The sequence below is a fragment of the Pseudomonas tensinigenes genome (assembly GCF_014268445.2).
GTDB lineage: Bacteria > Pseudomonadota > Gammaproteobacteria > Pseudomonadales > Pseudomonadaceae > Aquipseudomonas > Aquipseudomonas tensinigenes.
The window spans coordinates 1,790,011-1,807,228 of the sequence record NZ_CP077089.1; the positions used below are offsets into that span (position 1 = coordinate 1,790,011).

General features: G+C 59.7%; 17 protein-coding genes. 8 read left to right on the forward strand and 9 right to left on the reverse strand.

Annotation, left to right across the window (positions count from 1 at the left end):
- Positions 1 to 60 precede the first annotated feature (60 nt).
- On the reverse strand, positions 61 to 1,173 hold the full coding sequence (gene dspII / locus HU718_RS07910) for an enoyl-CoA hydratase/isomerase DspII (protein ID WP_186612681.1): 1,113 nt from the start codon (positions 1,171 to 1,173) through the stop codon (positions 61 to 63).
- A 132-nt stretch (positions 1,174 to 1,305) separates the two neighbouring features.
- On the opposite strand from dspII, the gene ung reads away from it, so the two are divergent.
- Positions 1,306 to 1,998 (forward strand): uracil-DNA glycosylase, encoded by a 693-nt coding sequence (ung, locus tag HU718_RS07915; protein ID WP_007911441.1) that lies wholly within the window; start codon positions 1,306 to 1,308, stop codon positions 1,996 to 1,998.
- 121 nt (positions 1,999 to 2,119) lie between these two features.
- Here the strand turns inward: ung and HU718_RS07920 are convergent, their stop codons facing one another.
- The 5 genes from HU718_RS07920 to HU718_RS07940 are packed head-to-tail and all read right to left on the reverse strand — an operon-like array spanning position 2,120 to position 7,501.
- Positions 2,120 to 3,154 carry an AbrB family transcriptional regulator gene (locus HU718_RS07920; protein WP_150730343.1) on the reverse strand — a complete coding sequence of 345 codons (1,035 nt, stop codon included), beginning with the start codon at positions 3,152 to 3,154 and terminating at the stop codon, positions 2,120 to 2,122.
- Complete coding sequence (locus HU718_RS07925) at positions 3,147 to 4,661, reverse strand: tripartite tricarboxylate transporter permease (protein WP_007911435.1); 1,515 nt, start codon at positions 4,659 to 4,661, stop codon at positions 3,147 to 3,149. The genes HU718_RS07920 and HU718_RS07925 overlap by 8 nt, the downstream gene beginning before the upstream one ends.
- Position 4,662: 1 nt before the next feature.
- A complete protein-coding gene (locus HU718_RS07930) occupies positions 4,663 to 5,121 on the reverse strand; it encodes a tripartite tricarboxylate transporter TctB family protein (protein ID WP_134178114.1) in 459 nt (152 codons plus the stop codon).
- Between the two features lie 56 nt (positions 5,122 to 5,177).
- Entirely contained in the window at positions 5,178 to 6,155 is a 978-nt protein-coding gene (locus HU718_RS07935) for a Bug family tripartite tricarboxylate transporter substrate binding protein (RefSeq protein ID WP_095119118.1), read from the reverse strand.
- 53 nt (positions 6,156 to 6,208) lie between these two features.
- A complete protein-coding gene (locus HU718_RS07940) occupies positions 6,209 to 7,501 on the reverse strand; it encodes an OprD family porin (RefSeq protein ID WP_007911430.1) in 1,293 nt (430 codons plus the stop codon).
- A gap of 236 nt (positions 7,502 to 7,737) precedes the next feature.
- Here HU718_RS07940 and HU718_RS07945 point away from each other — a divergent pair, with 236 nt between their 5' ends.
- Positions 7,738 to 8,409, forward strand: a complete 672-nt coding sequence (locus HU718_RS07945; protein ID WP_102900255.1) for a response regulator — start codon at positions 7,738 to 7,740, stop codon at positions 8,407 to 8,409.
- Positions 8,402 to 9,787: a sensor histidine kinase gene (locus HU718_RS07950; RefSeq protein WP_150706210.1), complete on the forward strand. Its 1,386-nt coding sequence runs from the start codon at positions 8,402 to 8,404 to the stop codon at positions 9,785 to 9,787. Before HU718_RS07945 ends, HU718_RS07950 begins: the two co-directional genes overlap by 8 nt.
- Positions 9,788 to 10,060: 273 nt before the next feature.
- Here the strand turns inward: HU718_RS07950 and HU718_RS07955 are convergent, their stop codons facing one another.
- Both HU718_RS07955 and ygfZ read right to left on the reverse strand, forming a co-directional pair.
- The gene (locus HU718_RS07955; protein ID WP_064388478.1) at positions 10,061 to 10,882 is read right to left on the reverse strand and encodes an HDOD domain-containing protein; all 822 of its coding nucleotides are present in this window, start codon (positions 10,880 to 10,882) and stop codon (positions 10,061 to 10,063) included.
- A gap of 35 nt (positions 10,883 to 10,917) precedes the next feature.
- The gene (ygfZ, locus tag HU718_RS07960) at positions 10,918 to 11,859 is read right to left on the reverse strand and encodes a CAF17-like 4Fe-4S cluster assembly/insertion protein YgfZ (protein WP_186612683.1); all 942 of its coding nucleotides are present in this window, start codon (positions 11,857 to 11,859) and stop codon (positions 10,918 to 10,920) included.
- Between the two features lie 150 nt (positions 11,860 to 12,009).
- Here ygfZ and HU718_RS07965 point away from each other — a divergent pair, with 150 nt between their 5' ends.
- A complete protein-coding gene (locus tag HU718_RS07965; RefSeq protein WP_007911418.1) occupies positions 12,010 to 12,264 on the forward strand; it encodes an FAD assembly factor SdhE in 255 nt (84 codons plus the stop codon).
- Positions 12,248 to 12,700 carry a protein YgfX gene (locus tag HU718_RS07970; protein WP_186612686.1) on the forward strand — a complete coding sequence of 151 codons (453 nt, stop codon included), beginning with the start codon at positions 12,248 to 12,250 and terminating at the stop codon, positions 12,698 to 12,700. The genes HU718_RS07965 and HU718_RS07970 overlap by 17 nt, the downstream gene beginning before the upstream one ends.
- Here the strand turns inward: HU718_RS07970 and nadB are convergent.
- Positions 12,669 to 14,285 carry an L-aspartate oxidase gene (nadB, locus tag HU718_RS07975; RefSeq protein WP_186612687.1) on the reverse strand — a complete coding sequence of 539 codons (1,617 nt, stop codon included), beginning with the start codon at positions 14,283 to 14,285 and terminating at the stop codon, positions 12,669 to 12,671. The genes HU718_RS07970 and nadB overlap by 32 nt on opposite strands.
- Before the next feature lie 557 nt (positions 14,286 to 14,842).
- On the opposite strand from nadB, the gene rpoE reads away from it, so the two are divergent.
- The 3 genes from rpoE to HU718_RS07990 are packed head-to-tail and all read left to right on the forward strand — an operon-like array spanning position 14,843 to position 17,016.
- On the forward strand, positions 14,843 to 15,424 hold the full coding sequence (gene rpoE / locus HU718_RS07980) for an RNA polymerase sigma factor RpoE/AlgU (protein WP_003172477.1): 582 nt from the start codon (positions 14,843 to 14,845) through the stop codon (positions 15,422 to 15,424).
- A gap of 30 nt (positions 15,425 to 15,454) precedes the next feature.
- Positions 15,455 to 16,042: a sigma-E factor negative regulatory protein gene (locus HU718_RS07985; protein WP_007911408.1), complete on the forward strand. Its 588-nt coding sequence runs from the start codon at positions 15,455 to 15,457 to the stop codon at positions 16,040 to 16,042.
- Between the two features lie 8 nt (positions 16,043 to 16,050).
- A complete protein-coding gene (locus tag HU718_RS07990) occupies positions 16,051 to 17,016 on the forward strand; it encodes a MucB/RseB C-terminal domain-containing protein (RefSeq protein ID WP_186612689.1) in 966 nt (321 codons plus the stop codon).
- The last annotated feature ends 202 nt before the right edge of the window (positions 17,017 to 17,218 follow it).

Consider the following 17,218-nt stretch of genomic DNA (forward strand, 5'->3'; position numbering starts at 1 on the left):
ACTTCAGATTGAGGGAACCGCGATGGGACCAAGAGGTGACCATCGCGGGCAATCAGTACTTCAATACTGCGTCAAATCCGCCAACGGATGCCGCCCCTCCCAAACCTTGTGAAAATGCGCCTCAACCACCGCTTCCGGCACATTGTTGATATCCGGCCAATGCCAGTGCGGCTTCTGATCCTTGTCGATCAACCGTGCGCGAACCCCTTCGCTGAACTCCGGATGCCGGCAGCAATTGAGGCTCAGGGTGTATTCCATCTGAAAGACTTCGGCCAGCGACATGTGCCGGGCGCGGATGATCTGTTCCCAGACCAGATGCGCGGTCAGCGGCGAGCCTTCGCTCATGGTTTTCGCTGCCCGTGCGATCAACGGATCGCTGCTGTCGCGCTGCAGGCTGATGGCTTTCCAGGCGCAGGCCACGTTGCTGACGTCGAGCAGTTCGTCGATCTGCTGGCGACGCGGTAGCCACTGCGCCTCGGGCATCTGCGCCACGGCTTCCTGCTGCAACGCCTTGAGCAAACTGTTGAGTTGCACGTCTGTCTGTTCCTGCCAATTGAGCTGCAGCAGGCCTTCGATCAATTGCGGCTGCTGTTCGTCAAGCAGGAAGCGGTCGGCCAGGTCCAGATCGATCGCATCACGAGCGTTCATGTGCGCACCGGTCAGGCCGAGGAACAAACCGAGCTTGCCCGGCAGCCGGGCGAGAAACCAACTGGCGCCGACGTCCGGATACAAACCAATGCTGATTTCCGGCATCGCCAGGCGGCTGCTCGGCGTAACAATCCGCGTACTGGCACCTTGCAACAGGCCCATGCCGCCACCGAGCACGTAACCATGGCCCCAGCAGATCAACGGTTTCGGATAGGTGTGCAGGCTGTAATCCAGACGATATTCCGCGCTGAAAAACTGCGCGGCCAGCGGTGGTACTTCGCCGGGATGGGCGCGACAGGCCTCAACCAGGCTGCGCACCTCGCCGCCAGCGCAGAAGGCCTTGGCGCCATTGCCGCGCAGTAGCACGCAGACGATTTGTGGATCCTTGGCCCAGGCGTTCAGCTTGTCGCTGAGGGCGTTGATCATCGGCAGGGACAGCGCATTCAGCGACTTTTCAGCATCCAGGCTGGCGATACCGATGCGGGCGCCGTCGGTGCCGGTGAGTTCTTCGAAGTGCAGATTCATCGTGACCTCGATCGGGAATTTGAACGATCAGTATGATCGTTGTGTGGGAAAGTGCCGGATCTGCATCAGATCAATTGACAAGCGTGGTCGGCTTTCCTAGGGTTCGCCCCATTGTTTTTGCCGGGTATGACCATGACTGCTGACGACCGTATCAAACTCGAACCGAGCTGGAAGGAGGCACTGCGTGCTGAGTTCGACCAGCCTTACATGGCAGAGTTGCGCCAGTTTCTGCAGCAGGAGCGGGCGGCCGGCAAGGAAATCTATCCGCCGGGGCCGATGATTTTCAATGCCTTGAATTCAACACCGCTGGATAAAGTGAAGGTGGTGATCCTCGGCCAGGACCCGTATCACGGCCCGGGCCAGGCCCACGGTTTGTGCTTCTCGGTGCAACCGGGCGTGCCGGCACCGCCGTCGCTGGTCAACATCTATAAAGAGTTGAAACGCGACCTCAACATCGACATTCCCAATCACGGTTACCTGCAGAGCTGGGCCGATCAGGGCGTGTTGATGATCAACACGACCATGACCGTCGAGCGCGCCAACGCCAATGCGCACAAGGACAAGGGCTGGCAGTTCTTTACTGATCGAATCATTGAACTGGTCAGCGAGCGCCAGCCGCATCTGGTGTTCATGCTCTGGGGCGCCCATGCGCAGAGCAAGCAGAAACTGATCGACGCGACCAAGCATCTGGTGCTGACGTCGGTGCATCCGTCGCCGCTGTCGGCGTATCGCGGGTTTTTGGGGTGTGGGCACTTCAGCCGGACCAACAAGTTTCTCGAGCAGAATGGTGAAACGCCGATCGAGTGGCGTTTGCCGCCGATTTGATGGGCTGCCGGCCCCTTCGCGAGCAGGCTCGCTCCCACAGGGTTTTGAGGTGTACACATAATCTGTGGCACCCACAAGAACCTGTGGGAGCGAGCCTGCTCGCGAAAAGGGCGACGCGGTCTTACTCCGGATTACGGTTCCAGTACTTGAACAACGGCTCCGCCAGAAACAGCACAAACAACAACCGCATCACCTGCATCGCTGTCACCAGCGGCACCGACAATTGCAGGGTCTCCGCCGTCAGGCTCATCTCGGCAATCCCGCCGGGCATCATGCCCAGCGTCAGCGAACGCAGATCCAGATGGGTCAACGCACTCAGCCCCAACGCTGCCAGTGTCGCGATCAACATGGTCAACGCCGTGCCGATCAACGTCCGCCCCATGAATGAAGGCGCGCGGCGGAAAAACTGCCGGTTGAAGTGACAACCCAAACCGCTACCAATCAACCACTGACCAATCTGACTGCCACCATTGGGCAAACCAATGTGCAGATCCCAGCCAATGCTCACCGCCGCACTCACCAGCAACGGCCCGAACAACCACGGATTGGGTTGGCGCAAACGCTGCCAGAGCCACGCAAGCAAACCGCCCGCCGGAAACAGAATCGCCAGCCAGCGCCAATCGACGCTGCCGGCATGAGAAATCGGATTGCCGTCGCCCAGCAGATATTTGAACGCTGCCGGTACACACAGCACCACCACCAGCACCCGCAAACTTTGCCCTGCCGCGACATGGCTGAGCATCGCGCCATTACGCGCGCCAAGGTTGACCATCTCCCCGGAACCGCCGGGCATGCTCGAGAAAAATGCCGTGGCGCGATCCTCACCGGTGCTGCGCATCAACCACACGCCGACCACCGCCGAGACACTGGTGACCAGCGCACCAAAGAAGATCAAACCAAAATGACTGAGCACCTGCTCCATCACCACCGGGGTGAAGTGCAGGCCGATGCCGATGCCGACAATCCACTGGCCGCACTTGCGGCCGCCAGGGATTTCCGTGAGTTGCCACGGGGTCAGGCAGCGCACGAGGATGATCGCCAGCAACGAGCCGACCATCCACGGCAGTGGCCAGCCGATCTGGCTGGCGAGGTAACCGCCGAGCAGACCGACCAGCGGGGTTCCCCACCAGGATTTCAGTGAGGCGCGATCAAACATCGGCGATGGCGCGACGCGCGACCGAACGTTTGCGCCAGATGCGCAGCAGCGGCATCAGCAGCATGATCGCGGTCAGCACCCAGACACCGAAAGTGATCGGGCTCGACCAGAGGATTTCCAGCGCACCGTTGGAAATCGACAGCGCCCGACGCAGGTTCTGCTCCATCAGACCACCGAGGATGAAGCCCAGCAGCACCGGCGACAACGGGAAGTCGAGCTTGCGCAGGATGTAACCGAAGATGCCGATACCGACCATCAGGAACAAGTCGAACGTGGTGGCGTGCACCGCGTAAACGCCGATCCCGGTGATGATCGCGATCACCGGCACCAGTGCCCAGTTCGGCACGGCAAGGATGCGGGTGAAGATGCGGATCATCGGGATGTTGAGGATCACCAGCATGATGTTGGCGATGAACAACGACGCGATCAGGCCCCAGACGATGTCGGGTTGTTGCTGGAACAGCAGCGGGCCCGGCGTGATGTTGTACAGCGACAGGGCGCCGATCATCACTGCCGTGGTGCCCGAACCTGGCACACCCAGCGTCAGCATTGGCACCAGCGCACCGCAGGCCGAAGCACCGATGGCAGTTTCCGGCGCAGCGAGGCCACGGGCATCACCCTGACCGAATTTGCCACTGGCACCGGCGATGCGTTTTTCGGTCATGTAGGCCACGGCACTGGCCAGCGTCGCACCAGCACCCGGCAATACGCCCATGATAAAACCGAGCAGGCCGCAACGGATGTTCACCACGAACACCGACGACGCTTCCTTGAAGTTGAACATCATCCGCCCGGTGGCTTTCACCGCTTCCTGGCCGCGATGGGTTTTCTCCAGCAGCAACAGAATCTCGCTGACCGAGAACAGGCCCAGCACCAGCACGACGAATTGAATGCCGTCAGTCAGGTGAATGTTGTCGCCGGTGAAGCGGTAAACGCCGCTGTTGGCGTCGATGCCGACGCTCGACAGGAACAGACCGATCAACGCCGCGATAAAGGTCTTCAACGGTCGGTCACCGGCCATGCCGCCGAGACAGACAATCGCAAACACCATCAGCACGAAGTATTCCGCCGGGCCGAAGGCAATCGCCCATTTCGCCAGCAGCGGCGCGAACAGGACCATGCCGCAGGTGGCGATAAACGCGCCGATAAACGAACTCCACGCCGACAGCGACAGAGCCACACCGGCCAGACCTTTGCGGGCCATCGGGTAACCGTCGAGGGTGGTCATCACGGTCGATGCTTCGCCGGGAATGTTCAGCAGGATCGAACTGATCCGGCCGCCGTATTCGCAACCCAGATACACCGCTGCCAGCAGGATCAATGCCGACTCTGGCGGCAGGCCGAGGGCGAAAGCGATCGGGATCAGCAAGGCCACGCCATTGATCGGGCCAAGGCCCGGCAGCAGGCCGACGACGGTGCCGATCAGTGTGCCGGTCAGGGCCGTGACCAGGTTGTACGGGCTCAGCGCGACGCCGAAGCCTTGACCCAAATAACCGAGGGTATCCATATCAGTTCTCCAGCACGTCGAGCAGGCCAAGGGGCAGCGGAACGTCCATCACACGGTCGAACAACAGGTATAGACCGATGGCCATCAGCGTGGTCACCACGATGCTCGGCATCCAGCGACCGCCATACAGGCGCGCCATCGGAATGCCGATGAGGATGCTGCTGAGGATGAAACCCAGCGGTTCGAACAGACCGGCGAACACCAGCAGCAGTGCGACGCAAATGGCGATCTTGGTCAGGGTTTCGCGATCCAGTGGCGGCTCGTCGTCGCTGTGTTTGATCGGCGCCGGGCGGAACACCATGTACAGCAGCGCCGCGCCCATCAGGCCGAGCATCAGCAGGGGGAAGGCGCGCGGGCCGACCGGTTCGTAGGAAAAGGCCGCTTGGTACGGCCACGCCATCAATGCCAGGCCGGCGCAAGCCAGCAACAGCACGGAGGCGAAAATGCGTTGAATAAGCATGGGAGCTCCTGTGCCGCGTCCCCGCAACCGGGAACGCAGCCGCTAGACAGAGGCGATCACTGGATCAGGCCGAACTCTTTGGCCAGCACTTTGTAGTCCGCGACTTGCTTCTTCACGTAGGTGTCGAGTTCCGGGCCGGTCATGGCGAAGGGGAACAGTTCACGCTGGTCGCGCAGCGTGGCGAACTCGTCGGAGGCCAGCAGTTTGTCGAACGAGTCTTTCCACCAGGCGTAGTCTTCGTCGCTGACTTTTGGCCCGAGGTAGAAGCCGCGCACTACTGGCCAGACAATGTCGTAGCCTTGCTCGCGAGCGGTCGGGATGTCTTTCATTTCCGGCTCGTCGAGACGCTTGTCGGCGAACACCGCGAGCAGGCGCATGTCGCCGCTCTGGATGTGCGGCATGGAGTCGGAGATGTCGGTGCTGCCGACCTGAATGTGGCCGCCGAGCAGGGCCGTGGCGATTTCGCCGCCACCTTCGAGCGCCACGTAACGCAGGTCGCGCGGGTTGATCCCGGCAGCCTTGGCGATCAGTGCGGTTTGCATCCAGTCCTGGCTGCCAACGGTGCCGCCGGAACCGATCACCACCGAGCTTGGATCTTTCTTCAGTGCCTGAACGAGATCGTCGAGGGTCTTGTAAGGCGAATCGCTTTTCACCGCGATGGCGCCGTAGCTGGTGCCGACCGCTGCGAGCCAGCGCACGTTGGTTTCATCGAAACGACCGAACTTGCCCTGGGCCAGGTTCAACAGCGAACCGCTCGACCACGCCACCAGCGTGCCGGCATCCGCCGGACGTTGCGCGACCACGGCGTTGTAGGCCACCGCGCCGACACCGCCGGGCATGTAGGTCACGCGCATCGGTTTGCTCAGCAGTTTCTGGTTGACCAGTGCGCTCTGCACCAGTTTGCAGGTCAGGTCGAAACCACCGCCGGGGGAGGCCGGGGCGATACATTCCGGACGTTTCGGTTCGGCCATCAGTTGGCCGGCAAACAGGATGCAACTGGCGGCCAGTGCAACTTTACGCAGTGACAGGTTCATTCGATTCTCCACGGGCATTGTTGTTATTCGACGTGTTTTTCACTTACGGGCATTTACCAAAGGGCAACGCTGTAGCTCACCAGCAAACGCACTTCGTCTGCATCGCGAGCCGAGTAGTTGGAGCGGTAAGTGGCATTACGCAAACGCACGGCGACATCCTTCAAGGCGCCGCTTTGTACTACATATTTGATCTCGGTGTTGCGCTCCCACTCTTTGCCTTCTTCACCGTTCTTGAGCTTGATGTTGTCACCGCTCAAGTAGCGGCTCATGAAACTCAGGCCAGGAATGCCGAGCTTGGCGAAGTCGAAGTCATAGCGAGCCTGCCAGGAGCGCTCTTCAGCGCCGGCAAAATCGTTGATCTGCACGAAGTTGACCAGATACGGGTCGCTGCCATCGACGTAAGGGAAAGCGCTGTCGCCAGACATGTGCTGATAACCGGCGCTGAACTTGTGGCCGCTCAGGGCATAGCTGACCAGACCGTTGAGCGAGCGGTTGTCGATCTCGCCGCCACGGGCTGCGCCTTGGTCATCGCTGACGGCGAAACGCAGATCGGTTGCAAACGTGCCGGGGCCCATCGGCCGCGAAGCAACGAGGCCGAAGAAGTGCTGGTTATAGACTTCGTCGAGTTGGGCGAAGTGGTAACTGCCGGTGATCTTGTCGGTGAACTTGTAGTCCACGCCGCCAAAGTCGAAGTGTTTGCCAGCGGCGGTGCCGGCAAAACGGCTGTTCTTGTTGTTGAGGGCGATGTCCTCGAAATCGGTGCTGTCGCGATCCTTGGCTTTTTCCAGTCGACCACCGGTGAAGGTCAGGTTCTTGATCTCTTTGGAGGTCAGCAAGCCACCTTCAAAGGTCTGCGGCAGGATGCGCCCGTCGTTCGGTTTGAGAATCGGCAGTTCAGGAATCAGGCTGCCGATTTTAAGTTCGGTGGCGGAGATTTTAACTTTGCCGGTCAGGCCGACTTTCGAGTATTCATCCGCCGCGCGCCCATCATCGTGGGTCGGCAGCAGGCCAGTGCCGGTGCGGTCCGGGCTCGAATCCAGTTTTACCCCAAGCATGCCCAGCGCATCGACACCGAACCCCACGGTGCCGTCGGTGTAACCCGATTGCAGATTGAGCATGAAACCCTGGGCCCATTCGTCACGCTTGGATTGCTGGGCGCTGGTGCCATCGCGAAAGTCGCGGTTGAAATACATGTTGCGGGTTTCGAAGGTGGCGCTGCTGTCTTCAATGAAGTCGGCAAAACTCAACGGCGAAAAACCGGCGAGAGCGGCGGCACTGACGAGGGCGGTGTGGCTGAAACGGGAAGGGCGAACAGGCGTGGACGCCTGAGGCTGCATGGACGGCATGCGGGTGTACTCCGTTTATTGTTCTTATTGGTCGAAAACGCTTCGAGGCGTTTTTCGTTGCGCTGAGTGGCATCAGCGACGGCAGTCGGAACTGTCCGTGGGCCGACTGTAACCAGCTAACCTTTCGCTAACCTTTCAGCAGACTTTCAAGGTTTTCGGGCTTCACAGCGGCGGTTGCGGCTGTAAACTCCGCGGCAAAGCGTGGCGTCGGCCATCCCTGAACGAGGTAAAAATCCATGCGTGTCCTGCTCGTCGAAGACCATCTGCAACTGGCCGAAAGTGTCGCTCAGGCGCTCAAAAGCACCGGTCTGACCGTGGATGTCTTGCACGATGGCGTGGCCGCCGATCTGGCGCTGGGCAGTGAGGAATACGCCGTGGCGATCCTTGATGTCGGCCTGCCGCGCATGGACGGTTTCGAGGTGCTCGCGCGGTTGCGCGCACGTGGGAAAAATCTGCCGGTGCTGATGCTCACCGCGCGCAGTGATGTGAAGGATCGTGTCCATGGCCTCAATCTGGGTGCCGACGATTACCTCGCCAAACCGTTCGAACTGACTGAACTGGAAGCGCGGGTCAAAGCCTTGCTGCGCCGTAGTGTGCTCGGTGGCGAACGCCAGCAGCGCTGCGGCGTGCTGGCCTACGACCTCGACACCCGGCGCTTCACCCTTGGCGAAGATTTGCTGACCCTGACGTCGCGAGAACAAGCGGTGCTGGAAGCACTGATCGCCCGGCCAGGTCGGGTCATGAGCAAGGAGCAATTGGCCGCACAGGTGTTCGGTCTCGACGAAGAGGCCAGCCCCGATGCCATCGAGATCTACGTCCATCGCTTGCGCAAGAAGCTCGACGGTCAACCGGTAGCGATCGTGACCTTCCGCGGCCTCGGTTACCTGCTGGAAAGCCGCGATGCATAAGCCCAGCAGCCTGCGCTGGCGCTTGTTGTGGAACCTCGCGTTGTTGCTGGTGGTGTTGATGCTCGCCAGCGGATTGAGCGCGTACTGGAACGGTCGCGAAGCCGCCGACACCGCGTACGATCGTACGTTGCTGGCCTCGGCGCGGACCATCGCGGCGGGTCTGTCGCAACGTGACGGCACACTGAGCGCCGATGTGCCTTACGTCGCACTCGATACCTTCGCTTATGACAGCGCGGGGCGGATCTACTATCAGGTCAATGACATCCATCAGAAGCTGATTTCCGGCTATGAAAACTTGCCCGGGCCGCCGCCGGGGACGCCGCGCACGGACAGCTATCCCGCGCTGGCGCGCTTCTACAACGCCACGTACAAAGGGCAAAACGTGCGCGTGGTCAGCCTGCTGAAAGCGGTGACCGAACCGAACATGAACGGTATGGCGGAAATCCGCGTCGCCGAAACCGACGAGGCACGGGTGAGCATGGCGCGCAGTCTGGCCGCCGATACCTTGCTGCGATTGGGCATGCTGGCGATCGGCGCGTTGTTGCTGGTCTGGTTTGCGGTCAGTGCGGCACTGCGCCCATTGGAGCGTTTACGCACGGCGGTGGAAGAGCGTCAGCCCGACGACTTGCGCCCGCTGCCATTGGTTGAAGTGCAGCATGAGCTGTGGCCTTTGGTGCGCGGGCTTAATCATTTCACCGAGCGCTTGCGTGGTCAGTTCGAACGGCAGGCGCAGTTCATCGCCGATGCGGCCCATGAGTTGCGCACGCCATTGGCGGCGCTGAAGGCGCGGCTTGAACTGGGCCTGCGTTCGAACGAACCCGAGACGTGGCGCACGACATTGGAATCCTCGGCGCAAAGCACTGATCGCCTGACCCATCTGGCCAATCAGTTGTTGTCGCTGGCGCGCGTCGAAAACGGTGCCCGGGCGATTGCCGAGGGCGGTGCGCAGTTGCTCGATCTGAGCCAGTTGGCCCGGGAATTGGGCATGGCCATGGCGCCGTTGGCGCACAAGCGCGGGGTGGCGCTGGCGCTGGAGGCGGACGAACCCGTCTGGTTACGCGGTGAGCCGACGTTGTTGAATGAGTTGCTGAGCAATCTGGTGGACAACGCTTTGGCGCATACGCCACCGGGCGGTAACGTCATTTTGCGCGTGACCGCGCCGGCGGTGCTTGAGGTAGAAGATGATGGGCCGGGCATTCCGCTGGAGGATCGCGATCGCGTGTTCGAGCGGTTCTACCGACGTAATCAGCAGGTGGCAGGTTCAGGGTTGGGGCTGGCGATTGTCGGCGAGATCTGCCGGGCGCATCTGGCCCAGATCACTTTGCACGATGGCGAGCAGGCGGGGTTGAAGGTGCGGGTCAGTTTTATCGCCGGGTGATTGTGGTGGTTTTGCTGGCCCCTTCGCGAGCAGGCTCGCTCCCACAGGGGGAATGCATTTCAATGTGTGAATCAGCTGTGCCCCCACAGGGGAATGCATTTCAATGTGTGAATCAGCTGTGCTCCCACAGGGGGAATGCATTTCAATGTGTGAATCAGCTGTGCTCCCACAGGGGGAATGCATTTCAATGTGTGAATCAGCTGTGCTCCCACAGGGGAATGCATTTCATTGTGGGAGCGAGCCTGCTCGCGAATGGGGCGGCGCGGTTTCGGATCAGTAAAACATCGTCCGCGACTCTTCCAGATCTTCACACAGCGCTTTGTTCTCCTGATCAATCCCAAGCTTCCTGAACGCCGGAACGGTCATTGGATCAATCCGCGCAAACGGATGATCCGTGTCCTTGTGGCAATACAGGCTCGCCACCTGCACCAGATCGACGTAATCAATGGCCGTCGAATCGCGCTTGAAGTCCTGATAGCGCCCCGGCAATTCCACCAGTCGCTCCGGGAACTCCCAGACCCGCAACAACTTGTCGCCCAGCAACGGATGAATGTGATCGATCACATGGTTGAGGCTGACCGGGTCTGACAACAGTTCGTAGTGATCCTCGGCGTAAGTCAGAATCGGCAGCACGCCAATCTGATGCACCAGCCCGCCGAGCGCTGCCTGATCGGGTTTGAGCTGCGTGTAGCGGCGACACAGCGCATAACTGACCCCGGCAATTTCCAGACTCTTGCGCCAGACTTCGCGCATCTTCTGCTCGACCACTTCGGAGCGGGCGTGGAAAATCTGCTCCATCACCAGACCGATCGCCAGGTTGCTGCTGTAGTTGATGCCCAGCCGGGTGATGGCGGTGTGCAGGTCGGTGACTTCCTGTGCGGCGCGCAGCAGCGGGCTGTTGACCACTTTGATCAGGCGCGCCGACAGCGCCGTGTCCCGGCCGATCACTTTGCTCAGGTCGCTGACGCTGATTTCCGGGTCTTCAGCGGCCTTGCGAATCTGCAGGGCCACTTCCGGCAACGTGGGCAGAACCAGGTCATCGTTATCGATGGCCTCAACCAAATCCTGTTGGACTTTTTCCGCCAGTTCGCTCATTTAAACTCTCTAGGGTGTTGCAACAAATGCTGCGATCAGCGCTGGATTTCGCGGTCGCGATCCAGTTCGTAAGGCAGGTCGAGCAGATGCAGCGCGGGACCTTCGAGGGCGCCCAGATGCAAATCACCGGCTTCGGCAGCTTCGGCCTGCAGCACCGCCAGGAGTTCAATGTTTTGCCCGGCCTTGGCGGCCAGCACCACTTCGCCGATGGCGCTGTTGTGGCTCGGCGCAAACAGTTGTGTGCCAGGCTCTGGCAAATCAGCGGCGTCCAGGCTCAGGCGATACAAACGACGCTTGAGTTTGCCCAGGTACTGCATGCGCGCAACGATTTCCTGGCCGGTGTAGCAGCCTTTCTTGAAACTCACGCCGCCGACCGCTTGCAGGTTGAGCATTTGCGGAATGAACAGCTCGCGGGTGCTCGGCATGACCTGGCCGACACCGGCGCGGATCTGGCCCAGCAGCCACTGATTCAGCTCGGCTTCAGGCAGGGTGGCGGACAATTTGGCTTTGATCGCGTCAGCCTGATCGACCGGTGCCCAGAGCTCGGCGCGATCCGGCGAGACGCGAATCGCGATCAGGCTTTCATTACGCACGAGGCTGTCGGTTTCTGCCGGCAGGTCCAGACCGAGACTGGTCAAGGCGTTATCGCCATGCTCCAGGCCAAAACGTACCCAAGCGGCACTTTCGTCGGTCAGTTTTGATTTGGAGAACACCGCGTACTTTTTCAGATCCGCCAGTTGCGGTTCGAGCAGTTCGCTGGCCATCGCCAGGACCACGCCGTCACCTTCGAGCAGAATGCGGAAGCTCGACTGCATCCGGCCCTTCTGCGTGCAGCGGGCGCCGAGGCTGGCGCGGCTGTCGCTGAGGTAATTGAGGTTGCAGGTCAACTGGCCTTGCAGGAATTTTCCGGCATCCGCGCCGCGAACCGCGAGAACGCCTTCATGAGACAGGGTGCAGAAAAAAGCAGAATCGGCCATGGGTCTTCGCAGGGTAAATAGACTGGGGCACATCATAAGGGCGCGTTGGTGAAATGGGTAGTTGATAAAGGATCGGTGGTGCCCGACCAAAGCCGACTGTGCGACCCGCGCCGGGGCTGTATACTTGCCGGCAAATTTGAGGAGGGCCCCATGGTCGAACAAGTTGAACTGAATCGCCTGTTTTGGCACAGCCGTCGCGGCATGCTTGAGCTTGACGTGTTGCTGGTGCCGTTCGTGCAGGAGGTTTACGCGACGTTGAACCAGGTGGATCGCGATCTGTATGTGCGTTTGCTGACGTGCGAGGATCAGGACATGTTCGGCTGGTTCATGGAGCGCAGCGAGTCTGAAGATCCGGAACTGCAGCGCATGGTTCGCATGATCCTGGATCGTGTCCAGCCCAAGTAACACGTTCGAATGCCGCTGGCATGCCTCGCGGCAGTTGCTGGCGGCGTATCTGTTGGCCCAGGCGTTCGCACTGGGTGCTTTGTTTCTGCTTTCGATTCCACTCTGGGCCAGTCTGCTCGGGGTTTTCGCTTGCCTGCTTCACGGGATTTGGGTGTTACCTAGGCAGATTCTGCTGAATCACTGTCGAGCCTTTCGCGGTCTGCGCCGGGACGCCGATGGCTGGCAGTTGTGGAATCAGGCGGACGGCTGGCAGGCGGTACAGCTGCGCCCGGACAGTCTCGCGCTACCGCTGATTGTGGTGCTGAGGTTCAGATTGCGCGGCGAATGGCGGGTCAGATCGGTCTGCGTGCCACGGGACTCGCAAACGGCGGATATGCACCGACGTCTGCGAGTACGGCTCAAGTTCAGCCGGCGTAGGTGGGCGGCACCAGAATAGTGTCGAGCGCCTCGGGCAGCATGTCCGGATAGTCGAGGGTGTAATGCAGGCCGCGACTTTCCTTGCGCTCCATGGCTGAGCAGATCATCAGTTCGGCGACTTGCGCCAGATTGCGCAACTCGATCAGGTCGCGGCTGACTTTATAGTTGCTGTAGAACTCGTCGATCTCATCCAGCAGCAGGCGCACGCGGTGCTGAGCCCGTTGCAGGCGCTTGTTGGTGCGCACGATGCCGACGTAGTCCCACATGAATCGCCGCAGTTCATCCCAGTTGTGCGCGATGATCACGTCCTCGTCGGAGTCGGTGACCTGGCTGGCGTCCCAGGCGGGCAGGGCGCTTGGCGCGGCGACATCGTCCAGTTGCGCGAGAATGTCGGCTGCTGCCGAACGGGCATAGACAAAGCACTCCAGCAACGAGTTGCTGGCCATGCGGTTGGCGCCGTGCAGGCCGGTGAAGCTGGTTTCGCCAATCGCGTACAAGCCCGGCACGTCGGTGCGACCTTGTTGATCGACCATCACGCCACCGCAGGTGTAGTGCGCGGCGGGTACGACCGGGATCGGCTGTTTGGTGATGTCGATGCCGAATCCCAGGCAGCGCTCATAAACAGTCGGGAAGTGACTTTTGATGAACGCTTCGGGTTTGTGGCTGATGTCGAGATAGACGCAGTCGACACCCAGACGCTTCATTTCATGGTCGATGGCCCGGGCGACGATGTCGCGTGGTGCCAGCTCGGCGCGCTTGTCGAAGCGGGACATGAAGCGTTCGCCATTGGGCAGCTTCAAATGCGCGCCTTCGCCGCGCAGGGCTTCGGTAATCAGAAAACTCTTGGCCTGCGGGTGATACAGGCAGGTCGGGTGGAACTGGTTGAATTCCAGGTTCGCCACTCGGCAGCCCGAGCGCCATGCCATGGCGATGCCGTCACCGCAGGCGCCGTCGGGGTTGCTGGTATAGAGGTAGACCTTGGCGGCACCGCCCGAGGCCAGAATCACGAAGCGTGCGCCGTAGGTGTCGACCTCGCCGGTTTTGCGATTTAGTACATAGGCGCCGAGGCAGCGCTCGCCGTCCATGCCTAAACGGCGTTCGGTAATCAGATCAACGGCAACCCGCTGCTCCAGCAATTCGATGTTCGAACGCTCTTTGGCCTGGGCCAACAGGGTTTTGAAAATCGCTGCGCCGGTAGCATCAGCGGCGTGGATGATGCGCCGATGGCTATGGCCGCCTTCTCGGGTCAAATGAAATTCGAACCCGCCGTCTTCAGTGCCTGACTGATCGTCGCGGGTGAAGGGTACGCCTTGGTCGATCAGCCACTGGATGGCTTCGCGGCTGTGCTCCACAGTGAAGCGCACGGCGTCTTCATGGCACAGACCACCACCGGCGTTCAGGGTGTCCTCTACATGGGATTCGACAGTATCAGTGTCATCGAGCACGGCGGCGACGCCACCCTGGGCCCAAAAAGTAGAGCCGTTGGCCAGATCGCCTTTGCTCAATACCGCAATGCGCAAATGACCGGGCAGGGTCAGCGCGAGACTTAAACCGGCAGCACCGCTGCCAATGACCAGAACATCGTGTTGGAATTGTTGGCTCATTACAGGATTCCGCTCAAAGCGACCCGGGTCGGGGGTGGAGCAAGACAGCTGGATCGGCGAGTCAAGACAGCCACACAGCCCACTAGTATATAGAGGGGGGGGACGGCACAATAGCCGCGCCGATATGGCATTGTGAAACTACTGTGACGGGAAAAACGGGTGCTTCGTCGGAAGTTTTTTTCCCATGTTGGGGGAAAAGGCGACTGTATCGGCGCTGAAACAGACTTTTTCTGCACAGGGTTGCCCAATGTCGGGTGGCGACGGCTATAAATAATTGGAACTTTTGCCAAAGGCCCAAGATCAATAGTCGGTGCCAGAGATAAGGGACAGTGTCGGCTTCAGTGCGGAATCTGTGGTTGGATTCCTGCCGGCGAAACCGATGACAAGATTATTCGCGCAGCCGGTTTATCCCGAGCTGCGTTTTTCGTGCGTGCCAAATCAGAGCCCGCAGGAAACTTGCCTGGAGGGGGAGAACTTTTGCGAAAAGCCCGAGTCTATGTTTGCAAGTCTGGTCGTTTAGTTATGCAAGTCTCCTTCGGGCTTATCGAGGAGTGTTCATGCTAACCCAGGAAGAGGATCAGCAGCTGGTCGAGCGCGTTCAACGCGGCGACAAGCGAGCTTTCGATCTGTTGGTGCTGAAGTATCAGCACAAGATTCTCGGGTTGATCGTGCGTTTTGTGCACGACACCCATGAAGCCCAGGACGTGGCTCAGGAAGCCTTTATCAAGGCGTATCGAGCACTTGGAAACTTTCGCGGCGACAGTGCGTTTTATACGTGGCTGTACCGTATTGCCATCAACACGGCAAAGAATTACCTGGTTTCACGCGGCCGCCGGCCGCCGGATAGCGATGTAAGTTCCGAGGATGCAGAGTTCTATGATGGCGATCACGGCCTCAAGGATCTCGAGTCACCAGAACGTGCACTGCTGCGGGATGAGATCGAAGGCACCGTCCATCGAACCATCCAGCAACTGCCAGAGGATTTGCGTACGGCTTTAACTTTACGTGAATTCGATGGTCTGAGTTACGAGGACATTGCGAGCGTCATGCAATGTCCGGTGGGTACCGTGCGCTCCCGGATTTTCCGCGCTCGGGAGGCCATCGATAAAGCCCTGCAGCCGTTGTTGCAGGAAAACTGAGACAGCGGCGACAGCCAAGAGAGGAACGCCATGAGTCGTGAAGCCCTGCAGGAATCGCTGTCCGCAGTGATGGATAACGAAGCGGACGAACTGGAATTGCGTCGGGTGCTCAATGCACTGGACGACGTAGAAACCCGTGAGACCTGGGCTCGTTACCAGATCGCTCGGGCAGCCATGCACAAGGATTTGCTGCTGCCACGTCTGGATATCGCTGCGGCAGTGTCTGCTGCACTGGAAGACGAAACGGCTCCGGCCAAAGTATCTCGCAGCCCATGGCGCAACCTCGGCCGTCTGGCTGTTGCAGCCTCGGTAACTGTTGCCGTGCTGGCCGGTGTTCGCCTGTACAACCAGGACGAAATCGCTGGTGTCGAACTGGCTCAGCAATCCAATCAGCCAACCCTGGCGACCCCACAGGTCAAAGGTCCGGCTGTTCTGGCAGGCTATAGTGAGAGTTCGGAAGCCACTGGCCCAATGGCCAATGGCGTATTGCAAGGTCAACCAGGCTGGCATGATCAGCGTCTGCCAGGTTATCTGCGACAGCACGCTCAACAGGCTGCACTGAAAGGCACTGAGAGCGCACTGCCATACGCACGTGCAGCAAGTCTGGAAAACCGATAAGGAGGATCATGCGCGCCATACCTCTACTTTCGCTTCTGCTCAGCGGCTGGTTCGTTGTTCCAGCCCATGCTGATGAGGCCCAGGACTGGTTGACCCGTCTGGGCCAGGCCGAGCAGCAGCAAAGCTTTCACGGCACATTCGTTTACGAGCGTAACGGTAGCTTTTCTACCCATAACATCTGGCATCGCGTCCAGAATGGCCAGGTTCGCGAGCGTTTACTTCAGCTCGACGGTTCGGCACAGGAAGTCGTGCGCATTGATGGGCATACTCAATGCGTCAGCGGCACCCTGATAGCCGGACTGGGGGATTCTCCCAACTCAGCCGCTCGTCCTCTCGATCCGCAAAAGCTGAAAAACTGGTATGACCTTGCCGTCATCGGCAAATCGCGCGTGGCCGGGCGAGACGCAGTGATCGTATCGCTGACGCCTCGCGATCAGCATCGTTACGGTTTTGAATTGCATCTGGACAGGAAAACGGGTTTGCCACTGAAGTCGTTGTTGCTGAACGACAAGGGGCAGTTGCTCGAACGTTTCCAGTTCACCAGTCTTGTTACTGATGAAGTCCCTTCGGACAAAGACTTGCAGGCCGACGCCGACTGTAAAGCGATTACGCTCGACAGCGACAAGGCTTCGGCCGTCAAGACTGCTCAGGTATGGCACTCTGAATGGCTGCCGACGGGTTTTGAATTGACCAGCAGCACCTCGCACAAAGATCCGGAAACCAAGACCCAGGTCAACAGCTTGCTGTATGACGATGGTCTGGCGCGTTTCTCGGTGTTCCTTGAGCCGTTGAACGGTGCAACAGTGACCGATACCCGGACTCAACTTGGCCCGACTGTCGCCGTTTCTCGTCGCCTGACTACCCCCGAGGGCGAAATGATGGTCACGGTGGTTGGCGAGATTCCGATTGGCACCGCCGAACGAATTGCTCTGTCGATGCGTAATACCGATGGCGCTGCGACCAGCAAGCAGTGAGCTGATTTCAGTCATTACCACCTCTTCGTCGAGACGTAGATGAAATGTTTGCTGAGCATTTTCATTTGCAAATACCCCGAAAATTTTTTATAGGTCAGAGCCTCACGGCTCTGGCCTTGTTTGTTGTTCCTGGAACAAAAATGCCGGTCGGTGGTTTCCGGTGTTCCTTGCTCCATATCGCTTAACCCTGCTCGTCGTAACG

Bases quoted from the DNA above. Each gene is read 5' to 3' on its own strand.
- dspII (WP_186612681.1), bottom strand. From the start codon at position 1,173: ATGAATCTGCACTTCGAAGAACTCACCGGCACCGACGGCGCCCGCATC.
- ung (WP_007911441.1), top strand. From the start codon at position 1,306: ATGACTGCTGACGACCGTATCAAACTCGAACCGAGCTGGAAGGAGGCA.
- HU718_RS07920 (WP_150730343.1), bottom strand. From the start codon at position 3,154: ATGTTTGATCGCGCCTCACTGAAATCCTGGTGGGGAACCCCGCTGGTC.
- HU718_RS07925 (WP_007911435.1), bottom strand. From the start codon at position 4,661: ATGGATACCCTCGGTTATTTGGGTCAAGGCTTCGGCGTCGCGCTGAGC.
- HU718_RS07930 (WP_134178114.1), bottom strand. From the start codon at position 5,121: ATGCTTATTCAACGCATTTTCGCCTCCGTGCTGTTGCTGGCTTGCGCC.
- HU718_RS07935 (WP_095119118.1), bottom strand. From the start codon at position 6,155: ATGAACCTGTCACTGCGTAAAGTTGCACTGGCCGCCAGTTGCATCCTG.
- HU718_RS07940 (WP_007911430.1), bottom strand. From the start codon at position 7,501: ATGCCGTCCATGCAGCCTCAGGCGTCCACGCCTGTTCGCCCTTCCCGT.
- HU718_RS07945 (WP_102900255.1), top strand. From the start codon at position 7,738: ATGCGTGTCCTGCTCGTCGAAGACCATCTGCAACTGGCCGAAAGTGTC.
- HU718_RS07950 (WP_150706210.1), top strand. From the start codon at position 8,402: ATGCATAAGCCCAGCAGCCTGCGCTGGCGCTTGTTGTGGAACCTCGCG.
- HU718_RS07955 (WP_064388478.1), bottom strand. From the start codon at position 10,882: ATGAGCGAACTGGCGGAAAAAGTCCAACAGGATTTGGTTGAGGCCATC.
- ygfZ (WP_186612683.1), bottom strand. From the start codon at position 11,859: ATGGCCGATTCTGCTTTTTTCTGCACCCTGTCTCATGAAGGCGTTCTC.
- HU718_RS07965 (WP_007911418.1), top strand. From the start codon at position 12,010: ATGGTCGAACAAGTTGAACTGAATCGCCTGTTTTGGCACAGCCGTCGC.
- nadB (WP_186612687.1), bottom strand. From the start codon at position 14,285: ATGAGCCAACAATTCCAACACGATGTTCTGGTCATTGGCAGCGGTGCT.
- rpoE (WP_003172477.1), top strand. From the start codon at position 14,843: ATGCTAACCCAGGAAGAGGATCAGCAGCTGGTCGAGCGCGTTCAACGC.
- HU718_RS07985 (WP_007911408.1), top strand. From the start codon at position 15,455: ATGAGTCGTGAAGCCCTGCAGGAATCGCTGTCCGCAGTGATGGATAAC.
- HU718_RS07990 (WP_186612689.1), top strand. From the start codon at position 16,051: ATGCGCGCCATACCTCTACTTTCGCTTCTGCTCAGCGGCTGGTTCGTT.